Here is a 24253-nt window from a genome sequence, read left to right on the forward strand (position 1 = left end):
GTGGGACGAAGGCCAACAGAGTCGCTGTCTTTGGTCAGCAGCGGCAGCCGCTGAATATCTCCGTCGCCGCCGTGTTCGCGCCAAGGCTGTCGTCGGCGCATTCGTAATCACGCTGATGAATGCTGCAGGAGATTCGCAGTGGGGAGAGGGCAGCCTCGGCGTTGGCCTGCCTGATACGAGTACAGGACATCCAGGCCTACACTCACTCGTCGAAATCGCTGACAGAAGCGGTCCATGGCTACTGGATGTAAATATTTGGCAAGGGCACCGGCCTCGCTTCTCAGGTTTGCCAGATGCAGTTGCTGTCAGCCATGATTTCGATCAGCCCCTCCTTTCTTGCCCTGAGTTCAGGATTGTCGGGGTGTTGTCGCGCGACAGTGACCGTCATCGTGTGAACCTCCTCGTCGCCCGCGACCGTCAGGAGACCTGGGCGGGAAACGACGACGATACAGAACCTAGGCGCGCGAGAGTTGCCGCTGACAGGATTGAGGCACGTGTCCGAGCTGCGGTGCAGGCTCAGTCCGGAGGGTAGGCTGATAGCCCGCAACTCGGATGCGACCTTCCTTGAATGGGAAGGCCACGAAGACAATGCGGCCCGCCTCGCGCTCCTCCACATAGGTCGCATCCAGCCATGGACAGGGCCAGTCGCCCTCACTGGGGCGGTCGAGGAAGTCCTGCAGCCGCCTGTCGATCTCGGCACAGAGGCGGGAGACCTGGCTTTTGCTGGCGCGCTCCAACCCCATCACCTGGATCAAGCCCTCGACGGAGCGCGTTGAATGCCGTGCACGTAGGCTACCCCCATCACCGCCACACACCGCTTTCTCCGCCGTTCGGCAGGGCTCCATAAACGCCGGGAAATAGCTCCCGCGCCGGAGCCTCGGAATTCGCAGCTCAAGTGTCAGGGGCCGGATCTACCAGTTCCGCTCGCTCGCGGTACCCGTTCCGCTGCACCAGCCGATCCAGGCCGCGCTCACGAGGTGCCGCCCGGGTAAGGCCGTCAACCTCTGGGTCTAGAACGCGCGGCGGCAAAGCCGATCACCTCCCGTAGGAAGGTCGCGTCCAAGCCTTTCCCCAGGAGTTCGCGAAGGGCAGTCTCGTCATTGGTCATCGTGAGGTCCGAGCTTCGGGTTGTCGGTCTCCAGCAACCAAACCCTTCCGAAAGCCACCGCGATGACCTCCCTCACTCAGGTAGCCGCCTCCTACACCACCGCTTGGGACACGCTCCTGTCCAGACGCTCATGAGGCCGCAGTGAGGTCGTAATACAGTAGGTCTTCATCCAGCGACCAAGGTCACCTCCGGCGCGTAGTCAGCCGGTTGCCGGGGCCGGTCTTCAGAGCTCAATTTTCCAGTAAGCCAGGACATCTCGGACCTGGGCTCGGGGGTAGTGTGGACCGGCGTGTTCGAGGTCGTGCCGGATCCTTGCTATCCGCCGCGCGGCGTCGCTCCGTATGTCGCTGTTCAGGAGAACCACGCCCGGTGGCAGCTTCCCGTCGCCCGGAGCACGCGGCCAGCTCACGGGATAGGCGTCCCAGTCGCCCCAGCGGTCGATGGTGGCGACTGTCTCCACGAGACCCTCGTGGTCGCAGTGCCATCCGTAGAGCGCCCGCGCACAGATCCTCAGCATTGCCTTTACCTCGGGAACGGCGTCCGTGAACGCCTTCAGGGGCGTCGGCAAAAGGACCATGTTGCCGACGCAGGAGAAGAACCGGCGGTCCTGCACCACCAGATTCGCCTCTTGGAACAAGGGGTCGTCGACACCCCAGATGTGGCAGCAGGACCAATTCGGCCGGTCGTCAGATCGCAGGCCCAGCGCGTGCGTCAGGGCCTTGTTGGCATGCAGGTTCCCCTCCTGCTTGTGCTCGCCCTTGTTGAGTTGCGGCGTGGTCCAGTTCTCCTTGTAGAAGAATGCCTTCCGCGCGTGCTCCGGATACCACGTTGGCAGCAGGCGGAAGGTCGCCGGATCCACCCAGCGTGCCGTGCGCTCGATGAGGCTCATAACCTCGCCCAGTTCCATCTCCACCCGGAGAGCATCTAACCCGTCCGGCAACGTCGCCCTCGCCAAGTCTGCCTCTTCACAGCTTTCCCGGGTTGTCAGGTGGCTGGTGCGCGGCCGCAAGCCGTTTTCTTGCCCGGGCGGCCGTCGTCGAGCACCAGTACGAGAAATGCCGCCTGCGGGAGGAAATCCCGAGGGCGGCATGGCTCATACCAATCGCCTTGGTAGATGACTAATTTTGCCCCAAAGCGGCTGTTTGCTGAAGGGGAGTCTAGGTGCAACCTGTGGCGATGCAGTTCGATCCCCGGCCAGCCACCCCCAACGACCTTCATGCAGTGGAAGAGATCGTCCGGCACGCCTATTCCCCTTACGTGAGTCGCATCGGACGGGAGCCGGGGCCGATGCTAGACGACTATGCCGCTCTAATCGCGGCGGGCCGTCTCCATGTCGTCGAACGGAATGGCACCGTGCAGGGCCTGGTCGTGCTTATCCCGCAGCACGGCGCGATGCTGCTGGACAATGTGGCTGTCGCTCCCGCTGCCCAAGGAACGGGGCTTGGCCGCACGCTGCTGCGATATGCCGAGCGGGCTACTAGGGATGCGGGATACGACCGCATCGAACTCTACACCAACGAGGCAATGACGGAGAACATCGCCCTGTATGCCCGTACCGGCTATTCGGAAACGCGTCGGGTTGAGGAAAAGGGATTGAAGCGGGTGTACATGGTTAAGATCCTGCCCTGATCATTGTAAGCGCCACCAGCGCGCTAGCTGGCAGTGTGACTATGCTGCCGCCACGGGCCTGCCTACACGCGAGAGGCCGGGTCCACCCGAAGTGGTCATCCACCAAGGCGCTTGGTATCAGTCGCCATCCTCGTCCAATGAATCGTTCGCGGGGCAGCGACCCCGAGAAACCAGCCTGCAAGTCGGCGGCAGTAGCGCCGAGATGCTGGGCGACACCCTCCAGGACCACGGCCGAAACCGAGACGTAAAGGGTAGCGGTCCAGGTCAGGGCGTAGTGTACGCCGAGGGCCAGGGTCCAGTCAGCGTGCCAAGCGGATACCAGCTTGGTCAGGCATCCCGCGCCCGCGGCGCCGAGGATGTGCCCTCGCCAAGGCGGCGCTGCAGCAGGACGATATCGAGCCAGCGCCCGTGCTTATAGCCCACCGCCTCCAGCGTACCGATGCGGCGGAAGCCCTGCCGCTCGTGAACGCGGATTGATGGAATGTTGGCACTATCGCCGACCACCGCAATCATCTGCCGGAACCCTCGTGCCTCGCAGGCTCCGATCAGGGCGGTCAGCAGGTGGGAGCCCAAACCGCGTCCGGTGGCATCGGAGCGCAGGTAGATCGAGTCCTCCACCGTGTTGCTGTAGGCTGCGCGCGGGCGGTAAGCGCCAGCGTAGGCGTAACCCAGTACCACTCCATCGTCTTCCACCACGACGTAAGGAAAGCCACCCTCCAGAAGGGCGGTTCGGCGGCGCGTCATCTCCACAACGTCAGGCACTCTGGTTTCAAAGGAAGCGGAGCCGTGACGGACATGATGGGCGTAAATCGCGGTGATGGCAGTCATATCAGCCTCGGAGGCAGGCCGGATACCGGTAAGGGTAGAACCAGGGGTCAGCGTCGCGCTCATTCACAATCCGCTCTGGAGGAGCCGGAACCAGCTCCGGCGCCCCGAGAATGCTGCTTCAGAGATCTCCCGGAGCAAAGAAAGTTTTCCAGATACGGCGCATTCGAATAATTTATGCTTATGGACACACCGACGCTTCGCCAGCTCCGGACCTTCTTGGCTGCCGTGGAGCGGGGCAGCATTACTGAAGCGGCACGGTCACTACATTTGACCCAACCCGCGGCCAGCCAGCAGCTCCGTGAGCTAGAGCGCATCCTCGGCGCTCGCCTGCTGGACCGGGCAGAAGGGCGGGTCATGGCAACTGCGGCAGGAAATGCCATCCTTGCCCCCGCTCGGCGGGCTCAAGCGGCGGTCGAGGAGCTCGTTTTCGCGGCGGCAGCTTTCCGCTCAGGCGAGACCGGCAGGGTGCGGCTCGGCACCGGCGCCACCGCCTGTATCCACCTGCTGCCGCCGGTGTTAGCGGCTGCCAAGGCGCGGATGCCAGGCCTGGAGATCCTGGTGGCAATCGGCAACACGCCGGAAGTCTTGCGCCGAGTTGAGGAGGGCGACCTGGACGCGGGCTTCGTGACCATGCCACGCACACTAAGCCGAGCCTTGACCACAGCGACACGGCAGCGCGACGGGCTGGCGGCGCTGGTGCCCGCAGGCACTCCTGGCGAGGGCGCCCTTACGCCCACACAGCTCGCTGCGCTACCGCTGATTCTCTACGAAAGCGGCGGTGATACGCGAGGCGTTGTCGATGCTTGGTTCCGCAAGGCCGGGTTGGCTCCCAGGCCGATCATGGAGCTGGGCAGCGTCGAGGCTATCAAAGTACTGGTTGGCAGTGGATTGGGCGCCTCGGTGTTGCCCTGCCTCGCCCTGGGTAGCAGTACGCCCGGTACGGAGCGGCGACCATTGCGGCCCGAGACGTCTCGCGAGCTCGGCCTCGTGCTGCGCAATGAGAAGGTGCGCGACCGAGGGCTGCGGGTTCTGACGGAAGCCTTGGAAGCTGTTGGCTAACCGGCTTACCTAGACGGCGGTTTCAATGACACCATCCATCTGCCGCAAGGCTCTGCGTGTGCGTTGGGCGCCGCGGCCAGGGCGGTGGCGTCGCCTCATGGCTTCGAACACTGTATCCTTCAGGAAATCAGGTGTTGGTCTTCTTCCTCTGTGACCTATCGCTACGTCTACGACGCTCAATCCGAAAAATCCTGTGGGAGCCAGGCGATGACCTCTCGAACCATTAAAGGTTGTTGCCCCCTCGACTGTCAGGATAGCTGCTCCTGGGTTGCCCAGGTTGAGAATGGCCGTGTCGTGCGGATGGCGGGTGCGCCAGACCACCCCATCACGCGCGGTGTCTTATGCGCCAAGGTCCGGGATTACGAGACACGCCTGGATGCACCCGACCGGTTGCTCCATCCCTTGCTACGTACTGGCCCCAAAGGCAGTGGACTGTTCCAGCGCATCAGCTGGGATGAAGCGCTGTCGCGCATTGCAGAGCGGTATAGCGCAATCATCGCTCATCATGGCGCTGAGGCATTGCTGCCGGTGAACTTCGCCGGTTCACTCGGTGTCGTTCAGCGGCGCGCCCTTATGAGGCTTTTCCACGCGCTTGGCGCGTCACGCTTCCACGGCAGCATCTGCGGACAGTCCGGCAACGCACTTGCGGCGGAAGGCCACGCCCTCGGCTTTGACCCCGAAGAGGTGGCCGACAGCCACCTGGTGTTGCTCTGGGGAACCAACCTGTTGACCACTGCCCCGCACAGTTGGCACTTCATTAAAGCGGCGCGCGAGCGGCATGGCGCTCGCGTGATCTGCATTGATCCACGACGTACCCGCACTGCTGCGGCGTCGGACGAACACCTTTCAATCCGGCCGGGGTCTGATGCTGTGCTGGCGGCTGGCCTCGCCCATGTAGCCCTCCAGGAGGGTTTGGCGGACCTCGACTATGCCAAGGCAGCTGCGAGCGACTTCGATGCCTTTTGTGAACAGGTTGCGCCCTGGACGCCAGAGCGCGTCTCACAGTTGTGTGGGATTGGGCCGAACACGGTGGTCCGGCTCGCTCGCGAACTTACAGAGGCGCGTCCGGCTGTTATCCGGGCAGGTATTGCGCCTCAGCAAACGCAGGATGGGGAAACCTTCGTGCGGCTACTCTCGGCGCTTGCCATCCTGGGCGGGCACCCGACGCGACGCGGGGGAGGGCTGATGATCGAAACGGGTCCCGATTTCCATGAGGCTCGTGCAGCCCGCCCTGATCTGATGCCAAGCCCTACTCGCAGCTTCGACATGGCGCGGCTTGGGGAAACCCTGACCAACGATGCGCTCTCGCCGCCTATCAAGGGCCTGATGATATGGGGCACAAACCCCGTCGTCACCCAGCCTGACACCGGGCGCGTACGCCAGGGCCTCAATCGGGAGGATCTGTTTACGGTTGTCATTGAGCACGTCCCGACCGACACGATGGCATTCGCCGACATTGTCCTGCCGTCCACCATGCAGCTTGAGCATTTCGATGTGCAGGGCGCCTGGGGTCACCACTACATCTCCGTCAACCATCCCGCTGTCACACCTCGAGGCGAGGCGAAGTCACACGGAGAGATACTGCGCCTCCTCGCCAGGAGAATGGGACTTACGGAGCCTGCGCTGCAGGAGAGTGACGAAGCCATTGCTGCGGCGGCGCTCCCTGAGCGGGTAGAACTCGAGGCTCTGAAGGAAAGGGGGTGGATCAAGTGCTCCCCCCTGCGCTCCATGCTTTCTCCTAGAGTGAGCCTGCGCACGAGCGGTGGCGTGCCTCTCCCAGCGGCGGCTCCTTCTCCCGGACACCTTCAGCTTTTGACACCCAAGGGCCATTTCTTTTTGAACACAACCTTCGCAGACATGCGGAGACATCAACAATCGGCCGGACGTCCCACTCTGGAGATGAGCCGTGAGGATGCGGCGCTCCGAGGCTTGGGCGACGGGAGCATGGTTGAAGTACGCAACGATAGGGGATCCGTCTATGCCCATCTCACGGTGGTGGACGGGATGCACCACGGCGTCGTCGCGCTACCAGGCAAGTGGTGGAACATGGCTATGGCTGGTCCTAGGAGCGCCGTAAACGACCTGACTGTTCCCGCTTGGTCTCCTGCTGGGCAGCCAGCCTACAATGAGACCTTCGTGGAGATTCTCTGGAGTTGCCCCCATCAAACCGGACACGGGGCTGGTTGAGACTGGGCACGGATGAACTCACGAGGTGAGCGCATCCGCAAGCCTTTGTGGGGGTGGCTCTCGTTGTAATCCTCGATCCAGCCCAGGAGCTGCTGGAGGACGGTGGCGGCATCGGGCCTGGGATGAATGCGTGCGTAGTCCCGAACCGCGGTGGGGCTACGCCAACTGTAACTTCAGCGATTTTTCTGAACGGAGTGGAACTGTCGACGCATCGACGCCCGCGGCGTCTGGTGCCCAGCAAGGTGGCTTTGGATTGAGCTATCTCCCGGGTGGGATTTCCGAGAGAGTGCGCATCGGCCGTTGATGGGGCATCCGCGGCGGCGGGGGCATCCTCATCACAAGGCGAGGCCTGCAACATCCGAAGTTGTCAGGCGATGCCGCGAGCCTCCAACCAGGACTTTGCCCAATCGCCAAAGGTATCAAGTCTGCTCAGGGCATCCCGAGCCGTATCCTGCATCGTGAGCTTGACGCCATACTGCATCTCATCCTTGGTCGAGAGCAGGTTCTGCAGGTCCTTGAAGCGTGCGTCCGGCAGGTCACGTCCAAGGACGCTGCGTAGGAGTGCTGGCGCGGTCGAGTGGTCTTTCTGGTTGATCTTGCCTTCTGCCTTGATGGTAATGGCGTCTGTGTAGGCGATCACGGCGAGTATCGCGTTGCTCACCACAGGGCTTCGATCCAGGGACGCTTCCTCCAAGGACTGTAGGAGCACATGCGCGGCATGACGGTAGGCTTTTGCCTTCCTCAGCCTGCCACTTGCCTCTGATGCTGGGATGCCGGATCGCGCGTTCTTATCGCTCCGCGTCATGCTTTGCCTTGTCCATTCTACGGGCAAGGCTCTCCAGTTCGGACGGGGTGTCACCCACCACCACCTTTGCCTGGTCCCGGGCACTCTTCCATATGGAGTGCCCATCGCGGATCAGGGCACGCAACTCGTTCACCGTCAGAGCGACCACAGACGGCTTCAAGCCCGTCAGAGATGGCTCTTCAGAAAGCTTCTCGCGGAAGGCGGCTGCCGCACCCTCGTGGCTCTCCCTGTTACGAGCGGCGGAGATAAAGAGGATGTCGAGATCGCTGTCCGGGCGGTCCTCGTGCCGCGCGGCGCTTCCGAATAGCCACACGGCTCTAGGCTTTAAGCCGAGCGCGGCCCGGTTCACGCCATCGATTACCTTGTCTCGGTAGCGACTCTCATCATGGAAGAGGACGTCAAGCATGTGGGCAAGAGGATGTGGTCGGTTCAACGTCAGAAGCCTCGCTCGGCCGCTGCCGTCCTCTTGGACGATCCCCTGCGCAATCAGGTCATCCAACACACGCAGCACAGTTGGCTTCGTGAGAAACGATTCGCGACTGATCCGCCCGGTGGAAATCTGTCCCCCATGCCGGGCGAGAACCCGAAGGATGCGCACGGCCGCCATGCTCGCGAACAGCGTGTCGAGCGGCTGATCGAGGTATGACGCGGCAGCGCTTCGTTGGACCATGTCTGGATGGTAAAGCCAATTATATTTATGTAAAGTCAATTTTACGAAGCGGTGGGGCAGACTGCTCCGTTGCTCGACGTGGCGACGGAGCATGTCTTTCAGCGTCCAATCAGGACCTCACCCTGATTAACTCGAAGCGGTGAATGCCTTTGTGGCCGAGGTGAAAGCCACGACGGGGCTGACGGCCAGCTTGGTGCTAGGGGGCGAGGCGGCAGAGGGCATGATGCCCAAACCTGTAGTGGAGGTCGTCGGAGACCGGGTGACGGAAATCCGATGTCCGATGAGAGGTCGCCCCTACCAGGGAACAGCGAGATCAATCGCGTCTGGTCCGAGGTGCCAGGATCCAGCTGTCCGGCGCCTTGTCCTGATCGTGACCGGTTCAGGCTCTCCCCGGGCGCGACGACGTGCTCGCCACTCTGCCTTGATGATGGAACTGTACATCATCTCCATCCTCGCTGCGGCCGAGGGGCGCTCCGCGTAATCCTCGACGACCTTCTCCCGCCCGGTGATTAGATCTGCCAACCGCACCCGCCAGGCCTCCTCGTCCTCGCAGTGGGCATCATGCCAGTCTCGACGTGCCACAGCGGCCAGGAAGGCTCGCTCCCGCGCCTCTCGGCCCAGGATGCGCCGGACGAGATCCCGCTCCGCTCGACAGGCGTTCTGGTAGGCTGCAATGAGGAGCTTGCTGGCGTCCGCCTGCACAGGCTTCACCGCTTCCATCGTGGCGCTCCGGCGCAGGAGGCGGACGGCCTGTTCCTGGTATCTCAGGACAGCCATCCGTTCTGCAGCCAAGCGCTCCCTGACCGCCCTGTTGACCCCCTTTGCTACGGAGTAGGGTGTCACAGGCATACCATATGAGGAGGGAGCAGTCCTACCGGAGGGGCGGATAAGACCGTCGTCCGAGTCCTCGCTGGCCTCTATCGCCGCCATGTCGAGCGACTTCCAGCGGCGATGCACTGTTGAATGGGAGAGGCCGGAGCGCTCCGCGACAGCCTTCTGTGTGAGCTTGATCCCCTCACGCAGCATCGCGCCAATTGCCGTCGTGATCGCATTGTCGACCTTGGCTGTCCGCCGGGTATTGGACCTGATGGCACCGGCCCGCTGCTTCTCCGTCGTCGATAGCTCTCTCCAGGCATCCAGCGCCTCGCCACCCTTGTCCGCTGCTTCGCCCGTCATGACGCCGTGGTCGACGTTCCTTCCCCCGGTCCAGGCGCGGACACCCGGTCTCCCGTCCAGCGGCCCCAGCCAGCGGGAGTTCATCCATGTGGTGATCGACAACGAGATTGCCTCAATAGCCTGCCGGTCGGCCGGGCTATTCATGGCGATCGCGGTCCGCTCCACGATCTGCAGGATGCGACCTGCGTCACCTGTACAGGCGCGCCGGACAGTCCTGGCCGCGCGGTGGAACAGCCGCGTCCCGCGTGGCTGCTCTCCCTCCTCACCGATTGCAGCCAGGGTGACATGACGGCCGCCCGTGCCTGCCTGCCCGATCCTCGGTCCAAGAAGCGTGACCCTCCTATCCGTGGCGATGTCGAGGAGGGGGAGCAGGAGATCCTTCCCGGACACAGTCTCAAGGCCCATGACTTGGGTGTGGTAGGTCGTGCCGGTCGCTGCTTCCTGATAGGCCATCCAGCCAGTGGGATCTCCGCACGGCAGATCCGGGTCGGCGGCCACCACCTCCGGCGCAGTGTGCCAGGGATTTTTCTGCAGGGCGTTCCCGAACCGGCTGCATGCGCCAAACGCGAGAGTCAGACCTCGCGAGATGCCCTTGCGGAATCGGAGCTGCTTCCCGCACTTCTTCCAGATCGGACGCTCGAACAGCCAGACGATGTGGACGGTGCCCTTCCATGGCGACTGGACCGTCATCAGGGGCATAGGCAGCCCTTTGTTGGCGACCAGGTCCAGGAGAGTGGCCCGCCAGTCCGCGTGGTCGACATCAGCGGTGATCACATTCAGCCAGTGCTTACCGTTAAATGACATCCAGCGATGGGAAAGGGCCTCAGCAAGGGGCAGGAGGCGGGAGAACTCGTGCTCGCTCTCTCCCTTTATCGAGCTGGAGGCCCGCACCTGGTGAGGGAGCTTGGGCAGCAGGAGGAGGGCAAGGTCCCGGAGATGCGGTGCGGCGGCATTGGCGAAGTCCAGGGCGGCGTGCAATTCGTCCTCGCGGCCAATCCACCAGGAGGCAGTCCATTCGGGCAAACCGAATGCTGCGGCGTGCTCCGGCGGCATCAGGGTTACCACCGTTTGCCGCCGACGCACCAACGTAGCTCCCGTACCCGGGGCTTTGCCGTCCTCGCACAGGACTGGAACCTGATGAACACGGGCGTCTGCCGTTGTCCCAAGATCCGGTGTCTCTGCCGCTATGACATCCTCGACCAACAGGGCCATCGACTTCCCGCCTGCGTGTGAATCATGACGCTTGGAAGGCCGTCAGCCACGAAGACGAAGCATCCCAATGTTCCATGATTCGTGGCGGCTTGGCGAACCGCAACAGAAATCGACATGGCTCTATGAATTAGAGCTCGCGTTCCCGGTATCTCGGTATGAAGCATCGGGGTGCGGCCTGACGTTGCTCATGGTCGCGGTAGAGAAGTCGACCTCGCAACTGGCAGTCGCCAGATGGTCGAGGGCTAAACGCCAACGGCAACCGAACTACACGGAGGACATCTGGGGCACGCGGCGTCCTACCATCTTGGCCTGCCCAGCGCAGGCCGCCCTGACCAGATGAAGACGTCATGAGCCAGACCAAGCCTGCGCTTGCGGACCTGACTCGCACCACGCGGCCCACCGGCTTGATGGGCACGACTCCTGCCGCACGCGATCTGCAAGAAGATCGTGTCCGTTCAGTGTCCCAGCGGCTACACCGCCGTTGCTGCCGCCTTCCGCGCCACCCCTGTCTTCTGCGGCTTGACCATCTCAGCCGCCGCGATGACGTCACAGGCCGCAAGCAGCCGGATCGCATAGCTTCGGGACGCGTCCTCCAGGAATGGCATCCGGACCACGAACGTCCAGGCAGCCACCACGCCCGCCATGGCGATCGCTACCGCCGTCGCGGTCCAGAACCGGGTCTCGTCCCCGCCGAGGTTTACGGCGGCGAGCCACAGGTGGGCCGCGAGGACCACGAGGGCGACGAGGATGCCGACTGGCTTCAGCCCGAGCAGGTTACGGCGGAAGCCGTAGTCGATCAGCTCATCCTTCACGAGCGGGTATGCCTTCTCGCCCCGGGTTGCCTCAAGCAGCCAATCGACGGCCGCGCGGTAGTGACTGTCCGCATCGCGCGGTGCCGCCCTCTCCTCGTCCGGAGTGGGGATCCGGAAGCTACGAGCAGCCAGGAAGGTGTGATAGCGAGCCTTCGTCGCGGCGCTGAGCGACGGGTCACGATGGCGGAGGAAGACCTCGGTCAGGCGAGCGCCGTAGCTGGCGACAAGGTCGCGCTCGACGACCCGTCCGCGGTATCGGGCGACCTTGGCCATCAGGAAGGTGAGGCCACATCCTGCCAAGAGGGACACCAGGCCTGACAGAGCCGTCCAGACCCGGGGCTGCCAAACCGCAAGGGTCACCAGGGCGGGCAGGAGGGCAAGCAGTGCTGGTTTCAGGCGAGCCTGCCGCTCATACCGATCGAGGCCAAGTTCGCGCAGTAGGTTCTCCATCAGCGCTCTCCGATATCGGTTGCATGGATCAGTGCGGGGATATCCGCCTCGGGCGGAGTGCATAGCAGCGCCCTGAAGCGGCTCGGCGTCCGGATCAGCAGTACCGACGGCATGAGCCGCGCTACGGCTATCGCCTGCGCGGTCGCGCGATCAAGAGATGATGGACCGGATTCCACGAGGTGGTTGTGCCAAGTGCCGAGGCAGTAAAGGGTGCCGCCGGACCGTTCTTGAAGAGCTTCCAACGCTCCGCGAAGTCCTGACGTGCCGAGGACAAATTCTGCCGCCGATCGGATGCTGTCCTCCGACGCGGGCAGGACATCCACAACGTGGAAGGTGGAGGTCGCCTCGGAATAGCGGCCCACGAGGACGCCTCCTGCTTCGACGCCCGGCCAGCGCCGGATCTCCACGTCGATCAGGGCGGACACCCTCGCGGAGATCCGGATGTCGTGTGGATCGGCTTCGCACGCCTCGGCATGGACGACGGTGGCCGGAGCGACAGAGCGTGTGGTCCAGGCGAGACCTAATCCGTCCTCGGCAACCTTGCCCAGCAGCACACGTCCCCCATCCAGCGGCATGCCGTCCCGGCCGAGGCGCGAGATCGCCTCCCACATTGGGGCAGCGAAGGCCGAAAGCCGCGCATCCGACATCAGCATGGTCGTCGACCCACACCCCATGCCGACCGGCACGCGGGCGAGATCCGCCGAAGCGAGGAAGGCGTCTGCGAGCACCTTGTCCTCCATCGCCGCAGCGTAGGCCTCGGTGACGAGGTCTGCAGTATTCGGGTTCCGGTCTGGCCCCTCCACGGAGACGAGGCCGACCCGGCCACCACCGTAGAGCGTCGTCTCGATGACACGCGGCAGGTCAGCCCCTCCGCGAGAGGCGAGGAACTCGCGCACCGGCAAGGATGCGGTCGCGTTCACCAGCGCGAAGTCACGGCGGAGAGCGGTTGGCCTGATCGTGCCATCCCGGATAGCGGAGACGATGCTTCGCGGGACAGCCTCTGCGGGCTGCGCGAAGGCGGACAGCGTAGCAGCCAGTGCGTCAGCCTTGCCTTCAGGAAGGGGGATCGCCCAGCGCTGCGGGACGAGGCCATGGCGTGCCATGTTGTGGGGATGGAGGAAACCTGGATCGACAACCCGGCCGGGGCTATGGCCGCTCCTGGCGGCGTGGATCGCGATCTTCGAGCCGAGGCTGCCACAGCCGACCAGGGTCCAGGGTGGCAAGCTCCGATCGTCCTCGCCGGACATCCGGCGCAGGAGAGCGGGCGAGACAACGTGGCGATGTGCGGCCGGGCGGACGGCGGTGTCGGGTCCGTCCGGCAGGGCCAGTGGCACCCCGATGCGGACGATGTAGGGGACAAGCTCAAGGTCGCTGCTTTCCCCGGTAATGTGGAAGGGGCGCCGCACGCCGAGGATGACGACGAGCGGGCGACGCACGCTACTCCTCCAGCCCTGTGCACAATGGCCGAACCAAGAGAAGGCGTCGTCCAGCGGCATGCGACAGCCGTACTCCTCGGCGCGTTTGAGCAAGTCGGTCCAGGTCGAGACGGTCTCCGGCTGATACCGGGCGGCGATGACGGGCCTGCCTGCCGCGTCGCAGCCCGGCCAGACGAATAGAGCGAGGGACTGGCCGTGGCGCACGGGATCGGCCCCTGCCTCTTCCGACACCTTTTGAGGGAAGGTCTTGCGGCTGAACTGAACCCGTTCGTTTGCAACTGCGCCCCGGTAGGCGACATCCTCAGCCGATGGCGCTCCGGAGACGAGATAGTCGAATTCAAGCCATGCATGACCGGGCTTCCGCCCAACCATAGCGCGCAGCGCCGCGGCATCCGCGACGATGATGTCGGAGAGCGCGTCCCGGCGAACCGGCTCCCAGCCCTGGACTGGATCGATCAACCGTCCGGTGGCGGCCCTCTCCAGCCAGTCCAGGGTCTGGTTCAGGATCTCTCCAAAGCCACGCGCCGCCAGCAGGTCGCCCAGCAGCCCGTCATAGACGCAGGGCTGCGGGCGTTCGCCTGGGTATCCCGGCTGAACGTGGGCGAGAGAGCGGTCGAAATCCTCCCGAAGCTCGATTCGAGGTGGGCGGAAGGGGTAGTCGGGCGGAAAGGTGAACCTGACGGGCTCGACGGCCAGGACGCCGTTCGGGCTACACCCCACAGCGATCCAGGCGATCGGCAGGCCGGGGCGGAACCGGATGTCCACGACGACACTGCTTCCCGCGTCCATGCAGGGCATGTCCACCCCCTCCACCCCGTCATGTGCCCGGGCGGTCAGAAGGGCGCGGGCGACGGCGGGCGGCAGGGGCCGACCTCCAGCGGGCGGGCTGACCATCGGCCTACCCGTGCCCGAGGGGCTCCCGCCCAATCGCGCCGCCGCCCGTCACGATGGAGGCGGACATCCGCCGCCGGACAGGCCGCAGGCCGTCCCGCGTCACCTCGAACTCCATCACACCAGGGCTCCGCTCTGACGGCTCCTCGCCGACGCAGCGGAAGGTGCCGCCGACCGGTCGAAGGATCGCCTGGTACTCCCGCTTGGCCCGGATGCACGGGGGGTCGTTCGCATCGTCCTTTACCGGGCGGGAACTCGCCACGATCACGGCACCGGCGCGCGCCTGCCCCAGAGCGCTCCGCGCATCGGCGCTGACCTTCGCGTCCTCGCCTTTGCGGCTCCAGCTGTCCCAGGAAAGCGAGTGCCAGGAGCAGTGGTGTGGGGCCTGGAGCAGGTCATAGGCGAGCCAGTCCGCACGATGGGCATGCCGCTGCCAGAGGCTTTCCCAGACAAGGACCTCGGCATCACCGCCGGTCAGGAAGCGGGCACGATCCGGAATGCCGTCACCCGACAGCGAGATGCCGAGGATGGTGCTGGACCGGTTATGGGCGCGCATGTCCTCCAGGGTCTCGTCGTCCGACTTCGGATGCGGGGCGAGCAGCCGGATGTTGAAGGAGGAATCGTACCCTCCATTGATCCGGGAGAAGACCTCGTCGACCTTGATCAGGATGGCTCCGAGGTCGTCGGTCTTACCACCCTCGTCCTCTCCAAGTAGAAGAACCCGGTTCCGATCCCCGGCGTAGCCGTTGTCGCGCCAGAAGCGGACCCGACGGCGCGCCTCCCGGCAGAAGGCCACGCCGTCGGCGCAGATGGAGAAGTGCCTCGACGCGCGCCGGAACACCATCGGCGACGACCAGATCTCGTGGATCAGGATCTTGTCTGACCCCTTCGGGTAGTCGCCAGGCGGCCCGAGGTGGAAGTGCTTCTCGAGCCCCTGACAATGGTCGGCGTGCGGGTGGGTCAACAGGAAGGCCGTGACGTAGGGACGGCCTTCGACATCCCGGGGAAGGCGATCCTTCAGGAGGCGGATGACGTCCGGAGCAGGTGCATCTGGATCGTCGGCCGCTCCGGTGACACGGACGTCGATGAGCAGGTTCGCTCCGCTCTCGAACTTCACAAGGGTCATGTCGCCGTTCTCGACCGGGAAGAAATTAACCTTGGCCGCCATCACAGGCTCCTTGACCCGGCCACTGCGAAAACGTCACGATGACGCGTCCGCCATGCTGGGGATGGCGATAACGTAGTGAGGTCGGTATGGGATTCGCAACAGAAAAGATGGCGGAATCGACATGAGCGATCATACGCCTTCGCCAGATGTCTTCCAGGAGAGGCTGAGGTCGGCTCGGGTCCTTCGCAAGCTAAGCCAGGGTGAACTAGCAACCAGGGCCGGGCTCCCACCTGCATCGATCTCCCACTTCGAGAACGGGGGGCGGAAGCCGTCCTTCGCAAACCTTCGGCGGCTTGCAGGGGTGCTGGAGGTAACGACCGACTACCTCCTGGGTCGGGTAGACAACCCAGAAATGGGACGCGCCGCCGACCCGCTGTACCGGAACTTCGAGCGCCTGAATGATGCCGACCGGCAGCTGGCGGACGACTTCATGAACATGCTGGCGTCTAGAAGACGCGGCGAGCCTGGAGGTCCGCAATGACGCGGCCGAAGGTGGACAGCGATGCCTTCCGTGCGAAAGCGGAACTCCTCCTGAAGAACCTGGGCCGCCACAAGCTACCGGTGGACCCGTTCGCGATCGCCCAGGACGAGGGCATTGTCGTGGAGGCCAAGCCAGATACGGTGGGTGGGGTATCCGGGATGCTCATCAAGTCGGGAGACGACTTCGGCATCCTTTACGCGACCCACATCCGGAGCCAGGGATTCCAGCGGTTCAGCGTTGCCCACGAGCTAGGCCACTACTTTCTCGAAGGACATCCGGAAGCCCTCTTCGCGGGCGACGGCACCCACGTCTCGCGGGCTGGGTTCGCTACCCGGGATCGGTATGAGCTGGAGGCAGACTTCTTTGCCTCCGGCCTGCTGATGCCTGACGGACCGTTCCGCGCGGCCATGCGACGTGTGGGGGACGGACTGGAGGCGATTGAGGAACTGGCGGAGGTCTGCGGCACCTCGCTCACGGCAACTGCGATCCGCTTTGCCCAAACCGTAAGGGAGCCCGCTGCGGTGATCGTCAGCACAGGGCAGCGGGTGGAATACGCCTTCCTGTCGGACACCATGCGGGAGTTCGCCGGGGTTAGCTGGCCAAGGAAGGGTGATGTTCTACCCGAGGACAGCCTGACTGCCCGGTTCAACACCGACCAAGGGGGAGTCGAGGCACGGCGCCGGGACGCGGCTGAGATCGGACTGCGGGTCTGGTTCGGGGCGCGGCGGGCAGTGGACGCGACGGAGGAGGTGGTCGGTCTCGGCGAGTACGGACGGACGTTGACCGTCATTACAACCGACACCTCCGCGGAGGATGAGGACGAGGAGGCAGAGTTGGAGGAGCGTTGGACTCCTCGCTTTTCAAGGTAACCTGACCTGCTGCTGCAATCCCAAGGGCTGGCGCTCGCGGCGGCCGTCAGCCTGGGCGCGGTGATCGGCCCGGTGCAAGTTGGCGGGCGCGTGCTCGAGATGACCTGCTAGCTGCTGGAATGGGTCGGGCCGTCCGGGACTCTGCTCTTCCTGTTCGGGGCAGCCCTACTGCACGTCTCGCTCGTGCTCCCCCTAGTCCAGACAGTATTTAGAAAGCGACCTGAACGGCACGATCCAGCCCTCGTGATGGAGGGCCCTTTCAAGGAAAACTGACGCCGTTCTTGCGGCGCCACTATTTCTTCTGATCGACGTAGAGGTTGTTCAACGCCTTCAAGTCGGCCTCCTCGACCGCGCTCAGGATGGTCTCCTGCCCATCGTGCAGTTCCTGCATGAGCTTGGACAGCAGAGCACTAGAGCTTTTCCACCTTACACGAACGCGTAGCCTGAGTTGGCGAGGTAGTTCCTGCACTCGGCTGGGGTGAAGTTTCCGAGCAGTCGGCCGATGGTGGTCCAGAGCGCCTCTCGGGTTCGGGCGGCAGCCTTTCGGAGCAGCGCCTTCAGCTTGGCAAAGACCTGCTCGATTGGGTTCAGGTCGGGGGAGTAGGGCGGCAGGTAGAGCAAGCTGGCACCGGTGGCGCGGATCGCCTCACGCACACCGGCGACCTTGTGAGCGGCGAGGTTATCGAGAACCACGACGTCGCCCTTGGAGAGACTGGGGGCGAGGAACTGTCCGACATAGGCGAGGAACGCCTCACCGGTCATCGGGCCGTCCAGCACAAGCGGTGCGACAAGGCCGGTGCTGCGCAGGCCCGCGATAAAGGTGGTGATGCGCCAGTGGCCATGCGGCGCGGCATCAACCAAGCGCTCGCCCCGTGGTCCCCAGCCGTAGCGGCGGATCATGTTCGTGGCCGCGCCGGTCTCATCGAGAAAGACGAAGCGCTCAGGGTCCATGTAGCGCTGCCAGACACGCCAGTGGTGTCGATGGGCCGCTACGTCGGGCCGGTCCTGCTCGGCCGCCCTCAGGCTCTTTTTTTATGCGACTGATCGAGCCGCTTCAGCATGGTCCAGATTGTCATCAGCGAGACCGGCGCCACGCCGCGCTCGATCAGGGCTGCCCGGATCTCGGCCAAGGTGATCCCCTTCCGGCTGGCCGTCAGCTCCCGCAGGAACTCTTCCTGCCCGGCCAGCAACGGCTTGCGGTAGCCGCCGATCTTGGCCGGGGCCGTGCTGCCGGTCTGGCGCAGCCTCCGCACCAGCTTGATCGCCGCCGACGCGCTGACGGCGAAGCGGGCCGCCGCCTCTCGCGCCGAGGCGCCCTCCTCGACAGCCCGAACCAGGCGCTTGCGCAGGTCCTGTGACAGAGGTGCCGTCATCACCAGCCTCGCTGCTTCATCAACAGCGTCGAATCAGAACCCACGAGTCCGTGCAAGCCTGAAGTGCTCTAGATGCTCGAGCCAAATCGGTGCAGGTCGAGCACGAGAGAGACAGATTTCCATACGGGTGATAGGCAACACGGAGCCCTCTCGGCGCGGTGAAAAGCGTGATGCTGCCCCTGCTTCATGCAGCATCCCGCCACCTGAATGCCCGCTTCCAAAGGCATGTAGCCGACGTTGATGTGAGCTCCGAAGCGAGCTTGCTCGAAGATAAGAGCCACCCGAGCTATCAGGCTTGGTGGCGTGGACCGCAGCTTAGTAGCCTCGAGGCCTGATTCCGAAGGCAAACGGACATAGGATGTGCTCACCAAAAGAATGCACTGAGCAACCAGTCAATTTCCTCATCCTCATAACCTGTGGATTGAAGCCGAAGCAGTATGTCGCCGCCAGACCAACCGCTCTTGCGCATCTCGTAGACCGAAAGGCCTCCATCCGGCGGCTCATAACGGTCGCCCATCAAAATCTGCAGGTAAGCTTCACGCGCTCCCAGCGATCTCAGATGATCGGCAGCAGGGCGACTAAACAACGCGCGCCATACTTCCTCGCTCACAACACAGTCTCCACACCAAGCGTGGCCCAAGCTCTCAGGTGAATTCAAGCATCGCGGCCGGTGGCCGAGAGTGGGATAGGGATTTCGCTGACGCGGTAGAAGCGGCCTTCCGTCAGAACCCATCCCAAACTGGATGCGTCGACGACCAATTCGGTTGTCGTAATCGGGCCATCGGGCAGCCTCGGATGCCCTCTGCCCCAACCGGCCAAGCACAGCGCAGAACGAACAACGTACCGTGGCCCTGACAGCAGAGGTGCTAGAGCAAGCTCCTCATGTGTTGGACCCTGTCCATTCGCAATGCGTCGAACGTTCTCGGCAAGAGCACCGCTTCGTTCAGCGGCGGAAACCATCCGCGTACGTTGTGCCGCACTGATCGTACCAGCCACACGGAATGGCATAGACTTCATCCTTCATAATTCAGGGCCTAATCGGTCTACCGGACCGACCGGTCGAGCTAGGTCGTCACTGCTGCACCAGGTTACTCCGCAGGTGGACCTAGCGCCGATCTTCGCGGCCAAATATGCCGAGAGACCTCTACTGGTTTCGTCGGCGTGCCATCTGGAACAGGAGAGCCGCGTTGAGTTCGGCGATCTGCAACGAGATCCTCTGGCCTGACGAAGAATACTTGCCGCCCGCTGACGCGGTAATCGGCTATCATCCGCATAATCAGCGCGGTCTTTGTACAGCGCATGCGGTGCACCGCTTCATCAAGCTGCTCACCGACGTATTCGGGGACATCTGCTCGTACTCGGGCTGACCACTGCACCGGGTTTCCATCCGCCGGGACACGGATATCGGGAGCAATAGGGCTCCGCCTTGAGTGCTGCTGTTCTGGGTGGCCGAGCAGCAGACTGCGATAAAACTTGGGCCGGTTAGGCCCGAGTGAGCCGCTCATCAGAGGAGACCTTCTGATCGACCACATTGGAGACGGTCATTTTGTGGGTATGGGCGGCAGGGTAGGAGGTGACGTCTGGTGCAAACAGGACGACCGCCGCCATACCTGGTCTCCTCACTGGGCTGGTGGAGCCTTGTTGCAAACTGCCAGAGCGCTGTGGAGGCATGCATCACCATCAATGCGCTCTCCTCTTCCGAACCTGCTCCAAGTACGCGCCGAGATGTGCTGTGATAAAATGGCCGACTTCCTCCGGATCGCGCCGGGGCGTAGGCAGGCCCAGGTGCCGTGACATCTTGCACGCAGAGATCCATTCTCCAGCCTGATGGCGTTCCGGGCCAGTGAGAAGGGTTGCCTCGCTGATAACGAGATCGGAGAGAATCAGGAGTGAATACGCAACACGGGACTCTTCGGTCGGCAACTGTTCAATTACGATGTGACGTCCAAGCGTGTACCGGCGCCCCGAAGCTGTTCGGGCGGAGTGGTTCTGCTCGTCCAAGTACACAACCGGTGAACTCCTGGTCCAGGACAGACCCCCCGTCCCCCAGTGATGCAGGCAATACCCAAACAGAACCACCGTATTTTCATCAAGGCGGGCAAGGGCCCATGGGTCCATCTCAGCGTGCCAACGATCATGACATGACATGGGGATCCATCCGACTGGGCAGAAAGCACAGCTCGCTGTGAGACAGACGAAGCAGGAAAGCGAGGTGCCCTGCCTTCTGTGACTCTACGATGGAACTTTGACCTCCCAATCGGCCTCGGCATGCACGCTGGTAGGTCTCGACCGGATTTGGGACTGCTTCCAACAATGGCTTGCTGCGGGTCGACATCAAGCCTCTCACACTTCTGCGCCTGATCCCGGATTAACCTGACAGGTTTCTCTCAGCCTTGCTTGAACGCGTGTGGCTACCGCTTCCGCGAAAACGGCATGACGTGTCGCTGCTGCGGCAGCCCGCTCCCTAGGTCTGACAACTTGGTTGGCGGCATTACTAGCTTCGCGAACTTCGGTGCCCAAGGGGTTGAGGATACCTACTCGGCGATGGAGATCGAACACGGCGAACGCGGGGAGCGATCCAGTACCGGCGACAAAGAGATCCGAGACCCAGCGACGCATCAGCGGCGCGTGCATTGCCAAAACCAAGTGACCGCTCAGTGCCTCTGCGAGTTCCCTGGCGACAACTTCAGGCGAGAGGCCTCCGCCGGGCCTGCGATGGGCGTCAGCGCTGTTGCCCTCAATGAAGGTTCCTGAACCGGTCGGAGCCGCCCACTCCGCTCTCGGGGCAACGAGCCACGAGAGCGTCGGTCGACCATCAAGATAAGCCACGGCGACTTCCTGAGCATACGATGGTTCACCGATGAGGGAGCCGCCATCAAGTTCCAGGACCGCAGTAGAGCCATTTTGGGGGACACCACTCACTGCTTCCCAGCAAGCCCCTGGTGCCCGAGCGGCCGAAGCCAAGCGGCCCCGTTTTGGTACGACGCCCTCTTCGTGTCGCGGCATGTATGAGGCTCCCAATTCGAGTCGCGAGACGACGTTAGCTGACCATTATCGCATTATCAACCGGCGCACCGGTGTTAAAAACCGGCCGACCGGTTGTGTGTGTTGACAGGATTGCGTGTCGTTTAGTGCTCGGTTCTTTTAAGGAATCGAGACTAGATCAACCGCGCCGAGGGGGGCGGTGCATATGCTCCACTCGCCTCGCATTCTCGTGGCCGCACGTGTTCTTGCGGGGTTGAGTCAGCAGCAACTTGCTGAGGCAGCGGGGGTCGCACTCAGTGTCCTTCAAGCCATCGAGCAAGGACGCTCCGACCCCAAAAATTCTACGCTTATTGCGATCCAAGATGCCCTGATCGGATATGGCGTCCGGCTGACAATGGGTGCCGATGGGAGCGTAGGCGTGAACTTGCTGGAGGAGATCTCCAGGGGCGAACGGAGGGGCACGGCTCAGCATTTTACGAATGCGGAGTCTCCGGGCGAGAATCCTCGACCAACCGACGACGCGAGACCGGCGGCGAAATCAGGGACAAAGGGCAAGGCCCGCGAAACAAAGTAGACCGACGAAACGGAACTTCAGGGAAGGCGGCTCTCAAGGCGAGTTGGGTTCTTTTGCCTGTCTAATTAGAGAAGCTCGGCTCCAGGAGTGGACCCAGATCACAGTAGGTCTCGTCTAGCGGGATAGCCGCCCACGTGCAGGGAGCTTTGACCGCTCAACGCTTGCTGAAGAAGCTCGCTAAGGGAACGCTGCACATCGTCCAACCTTTCCCGTCACCCTTCCCTGTTCTGGCGTTCCGCAGCGGATGGCCTGGTGGACGATGGTGCACACGGCCGGACAGAGATGACGGTGTCAAATGCTCCGCGGCGGCTGATCTGTGCTTACGCAGCAACGTGTCGGGGATAGTTGCGGCGACGAGAGATCCTTCTCTCGTGGACCATGCTGACCGGCCTAACCTATCGGTAGCGCACGACCGATAGCCGGACGTGAGGGTGGTTTCCAACGGGTGGTGAGCATGGCGTTGATCGACCCAGCTGAGGAAGGGGTACTCGACAACAGGGAGGAGGCACTACTCTCGACGCTTCCAGAGATAGAGGCCCAGATCATCCGCCGCCTGGCAGGAATAGCGCGGGCCCGAGGTCACGTAAGCCACGTCGAGATTGCTGCCGCCTTTCCGCAAGACCGCCTTCTGTCGGACACCCTTGAATATGCGCTCCCCATCCTGTCCTTGATGGGCATCGAGGTCGCGGAGGACGCTGAGACGGAAGTAGAAGAGGATGCCCCCTGTGAAGTGGCGGTGGCCGTAGCCGAAAATGACGACGCAGGCCTTGGGAACCTCGAGGCTGTCGGAAGTACGGCCGATCCGGTTCGAATGTACCTCCAGGATGTGAGTCCCGTCATGCTGTTAAGCCGTGAGGGCGAGATCGCGATCGCTAAGAGGATTGAGGTCGGGCGTGCCATGATGATCAGTGGCCTGTGCGAGGCACCCCTGGCCCTTGCCTCCATTGTTGGTTGGCACGACGCGCTTCTGGAAAAGCGCATGCTGCTGCGTGACCTGCTAGACCTAACGGCCACCGAGCGGGCCACCACCGCCTCGGATTCACCTGACGATCTCTCCCTTGAGCCGCTGACTGAGGATGTCCTCTACCAATGCGATGAAGACGATGACGACGAAGTAGGCCAGAGCTCCGTCACAGCCCTTGAGCACAAGCTGTTACCCGACGCCCTCATAGCTCTCCAGAAGATCAGGGCGACCTGGGGCTCCCTACAGGAATTACAGGAGCGCCGCATGGCTACCCATCGGAGAGGTGGATCTCTGGCTCCGGACGATGAGGCAGAGTTCAGCCGCGTCCGTGCCAATCTTGTACGGCTGGTTGCTGAAATCCGCCTTCACAGGGCCCGGGTCACGGAACTCGTTGAAGGTATCCGCGTCCTGGGTAAGCAACTTACCAGCGCAGAGGGAAGGCTGCTCCGTGTCGCCGAGATCGCTGGAGTAACGCGTGCTGACTTCCTCGAACTCTATCGCCGATATGGCGTCTCACCGCATTGGATATCCGCACAGGCAGCTCGCGGGAGGGGAGCTGGATGGCAGGCGCTAGCCACGCGCTATGCAGATGACGCAGAGACTGCCCGTGCTGGAGTGGCCGCATTTGCGAGTAGAGCGGGAATGCCGATTGAGGAGTTCCGCAGGATCCAGGTCCTGGTGTCGCGGGGCGAGGGTGACATGAATCGCGCCAAGCAGGAGATGGTGCAAGCCAACCTGCGCCTCGTGATCTCCATCGCCAAAAAGTACACCAACCGCGGCCTACAGTTCCTGGACCTCATTCAGGAGGGCAACATCGGGCTGATGAGGGCCGTAGACAAGTTCGACTACCGGCGTGGCTTCAAGTTTGGAACTTACGGGGGGTGGTGGATCCGCCAAGGCATCACCCGAGCTATTGCGGACCAGGCGCGAACCATTCGCGTACCCGTCAACATGATCGACACCGTCAAGAGAGTTGGACGGGCGGCACAACAACTGCTGCTCGAGCTCGGCCGGGAACCAACCCCGGCGGAGATCGCGACCAAAACGGGCATCTCTGAGGCGCGAGTGGTCAAGGCACAGAGGATTGCCAGCGAGCCCATCTCACTTGAAACCCCTGTAGGTGACGAGGAGGGGACCCCCCTCGGTGATCTCCTCAGGGACGAGAATGCAGTCCTGCCACTCGATGTGGTCGTCCAGTCGAAGTTGCGTGACGCCACGGCCAAGGTCCTGTCAGACCTGAGTGCCCGGGAGGAAAGAGTGCTGCGGATGCGGTATGGCATCGGTATGAACAGCGACTACACGCTTGAGGAAGTAGGGCAGCAGTTCAGCGTCAGTCGTGAGCGGATCCGACAGATCGAGGCCAGGGCACTACAGAAAATGATGCATCCAGTTCGAGCCCGACACCTACGCAGCTTCCTGAACGGCGCGTAGGAGGGATGCCTCCATCAGCCAAGACGTACCAAGTACCAGCTCGGTTTCATTGCGTGGCATTCATACCGAGCAGCTGCATGACCTCGCAAAATCTGCTCGCCATGTCGCGAAATACGTAGCTGCATCCGCGGTGCTGGCATCTTAT

General features: G+C 63.1%; 19 protein-coding genes and 1 pseudogene. 8 read left to right on the top strand and 12 right to left on the bottom strand.

Features of this window, described 5'->3' with window-relative positions; genetic code table 11:
- Positions 1-455: 455 nt before the first annotated feature.
- Both ACFFIC_RS19560 and ACFFIC_RS19565 read right to left on the bottom strand, forming a co-directional pair.
- On the bottom strand, positions 456-845 hold the full coding sequence (locus ACFFIC_RS19560) for a transposase (RefSeq protein WP_456306952.1): 390 nt from the start codon (positions 843-845) through the stop codon (positions 456-458).
- Between the two features lie 486 nt (positions 846-1331).
- Positions 1332-2117, bottom strand: coding sequence for a hypothetical protein (locus ACFFIC_RS19565; protein WP_377053444.1), 786 nt, complete (start codon positions 2115-2117; stop codon positions 1332-1334).
- Positions 2118-2284: 167 nt separating this feature from the next.
- Between ACFFIC_RS19565 and ACFFIC_RS19570 the strand changes: the two genes are divergently transcribed.
- On the top strand, positions 2285-2737 hold the full coding sequence (locus ACFFIC_RS19570; protein WP_377053446.1) for a GNAT family N-acetyltransferase: 453 nt from the start codon (positions 2285-2287) through the stop codon (positions 2735-2737).
- 327 nt (positions 2738-3064) lie between these two features.
- Here ACFFIC_RS19570 and ACFFIC_RS19575 read toward each other — a convergent pair whose 3' ends face one another.
- Entirely contained in the window at positions 3065-3628 is a 564-nt protein-coding gene (locus ACFFIC_RS19575; RefSeq protein ID WP_377053448.1) for a GNAT family N-acetyltransferase, read from the bottom strand.
- A gap of 117 nt (positions 3629-3745) precedes the next feature.
- Between ACFFIC_RS19575 and ACFFIC_RS19580 the strand changes: the two genes are divergently transcribed.
- Positions 3746-4624: a LysR family transcriptional regulator gene (locus tag ACFFIC_RS19580; protein ID WP_377053450.1), complete on the top strand. Its 879-nt coding sequence runs from the start codon at positions 3746-3748 to the stop codon at positions 4622-4624.
- Positions 4625-4831: 207 nt separating this feature from the next.
- Positions 4832-6811, top strand: a complete 1980-nt coding sequence (locus ACFFIC_RS19585; protein ID WP_377053452.1) for a molybdopterin-containing oxidoreductase family protein — start codon at positions 4832-4834, stop codon at positions 6809-6811.
- On the opposite strand, the pseudogene ACFFIC_RS19590 reads toward ACFFIC_RS19585, so the two are convergent.
- The 7 genes and pseudogenes from ACFFIC_RS19590 to ACFFIC_RS19620 all read right to left on the bottom strand — a co-directional run.
- A pseudogene (locus ACFFIC_RS19590) lies at positions 6787-6963 on the bottom strand (integrase core domain-containing protein); the annotation flags it as partial. The gene ACFFIC_RS19585 and the pseudogene ACFFIC_RS19590 sit on opposite strands and share 25 nt — an antisense overlap.
- A gap of 215 nt (positions 6964-7178) precedes the next feature.
- Positions 7179-7472, bottom strand: a complete 294-nt coding sequence (locus tag ACFFIC_RS19595; RefSeq protein WP_377053454.1) for a hypothetical protein — start codon at positions 7470-7472, stop codon at positions 7179-7181.
- 127 nt (positions 7473-7599) lie between these two features.
- Positions 7600-8286 (bottom strand): MarR family transcriptional regulator, encoded by a 687-nt coding sequence (locus ACFFIC_RS19600; protein WP_377053456.1) that lies wholly within the window; start codon positions 8284-8286, stop codon positions 7600-7602.
- A gap of 294 nt (positions 8287-8580) precedes the next feature.
- Complete coding sequence (locus ACFFIC_RS19605; RefSeq protein ID WP_377053458.1) at positions 8581-10674, bottom strand: hypothetical protein; 2094 nt, start codon at positions 10672-10674, stop codon at positions 8581-8583.
- A 470-nt stretch (positions 10675-11144) separates the two neighbouring features.
- A complete protein-coding gene (locus ACFFIC_RS19610) occupies positions 11145-11936 on the bottom strand; it encodes a hypothetical protein (RefSeq protein ID WP_377053460.1) in 792 nt (263 codons plus the stop codon).
- Entirely contained in the window at positions 11936-14266 is a 2331-nt protein-coding gene (locus ACFFIC_RS19615; RefSeq protein ID WP_377053462.1) for a hypothetical protein, read from the bottom strand. The genes ACFFIC_RS19610 and ACFFIC_RS19615 overlap by 1 nt, the downstream gene beginning before the upstream one ends.
- A gap of 4 nt (positions 14267-14270) precedes the next feature.
- The gene (locus ACFFIC_RS19620; RefSeq protein ID WP_377053464.1) at positions 14271-15431 is read right to left on the bottom strand and encodes a ComEC/Rec2 family competence protein; all 1161 of its coding nucleotides are present in this window, start codon (positions 15429-15431) and stop codon (positions 14271-14273) included.
- A gap of 121 nt (positions 15432-15552) precedes the next feature.
- Between ACFFIC_RS19620 and ACFFIC_RS19625 the strand changes: the two genes are divergently transcribed.
- Both ACFFIC_RS19625 and ACFFIC_RS19630 read left to right on the top strand, forming a co-directional pair.
- Positions 15553-15912, top strand: a complete 360-nt coding sequence (locus tag ACFFIC_RS19625) for a helix-turn-helix domain-containing protein (protein WP_377053466.1) — start codon at positions 15553-15555, stop codon at positions 15910-15912.
- Positions 15909-16781 (top strand): ImmA/IrrE family metallo-endopeptidase, encoded by an 873-nt coding sequence (locus tag ACFFIC_RS19630; RefSeq protein ID WP_377053468.1) that lies wholly within the window; start codon positions 15909-15911, stop codon positions 16779-16781. The genes ACFFIC_RS19625 and ACFFIC_RS19630 overlap by 4 nt, the downstream gene beginning before the upstream one ends.
- A gap of 426 nt (positions 16782-17207) precedes the next feature.
- Here the strand turns inward: ACFFIC_RS19630 and ACFFIC_RS19635 are convergent.
- Both ACFFIC_RS19635 and ACFFIC_RS19640 read right to left on the bottom strand, forming a co-directional pair.
- Positions 17208-18154 (bottom strand): IS630 family transposase gene (locus tag ACFFIC_RS19635; protein WP_377053665.1). Its coding sequence is split into 2 segments (ribosomal slippage): positions 17208-17813 and positions 17816-18154, totalling 945 coding nucleotides; the frame shifts between segments, so codons are not numbered across the junction.
- Positions 18155-18518: 364 nt separating this feature from the next.
- Positions 18519-18764 carry a hypothetical protein gene (locus tag ACFFIC_RS19640; protein ID WP_377053470.1) on the bottom strand — a complete coding sequence of 82 codons (246 nt, stop codon included), beginning with the start codon at positions 18762-18764 and terminating at the stop codon, positions 18519-18521.
- Between the two features lie 577 nt (positions 18765-19341).
- On the opposite strand from ACFFIC_RS19640, the gene ACFFIC_RS19645 reads away from it, so the two are divergent.
- The 3 genes from ACFFIC_RS19645 (at position 19342) to rpoD (ending at position 24108) form a co-directional block, all read left to right on the top strand.
- Positions 19342-19521 carry a hypothetical protein gene (locus ACFFIC_RS19645; protein ID WP_377053472.1) on the top strand — a complete coding sequence of 60 codons (180 nt, stop codon included), beginning with the start codon at positions 19342-19344 and terminating at the stop codon, positions 19519-19521.
- A 1823-nt stretch (positions 19522-21344) separates the two neighbouring features.
- On the top strand, positions 21345-21713 hold the full coding sequence (locus ACFFIC_RS19650) for a helix-turn-helix domain-containing protein (protein WP_377053474.1): 369 nt from the start codon (positions 21345-21347) through the stop codon (positions 21711-21713).
- A 454-nt stretch (positions 21714-22167) separates the two neighbouring features.
- A complete protein-coding gene (gene rpoD / locus ACFFIC_RS19655; RefSeq protein WP_377053476.1) occupies positions 22168-24108 on the top strand; it encodes an RNA polymerase sigma factor RpoD in 1941 nt (646 codons plus the stop codon).
- Positions 24109-24253 lie beyond the last annotated feature (145 nt).

Origin of the sequence: Muricoccus vinaceus (genome assembly GCF_042433125.1) — a bacterium.
Taxonomy (GTDB): Bacteria; Pseudomonadota; Alphaproteobacteria; order Acetobacterales; family Acetobacteraceae; genus Roseomonas; species Roseomonas vinacea.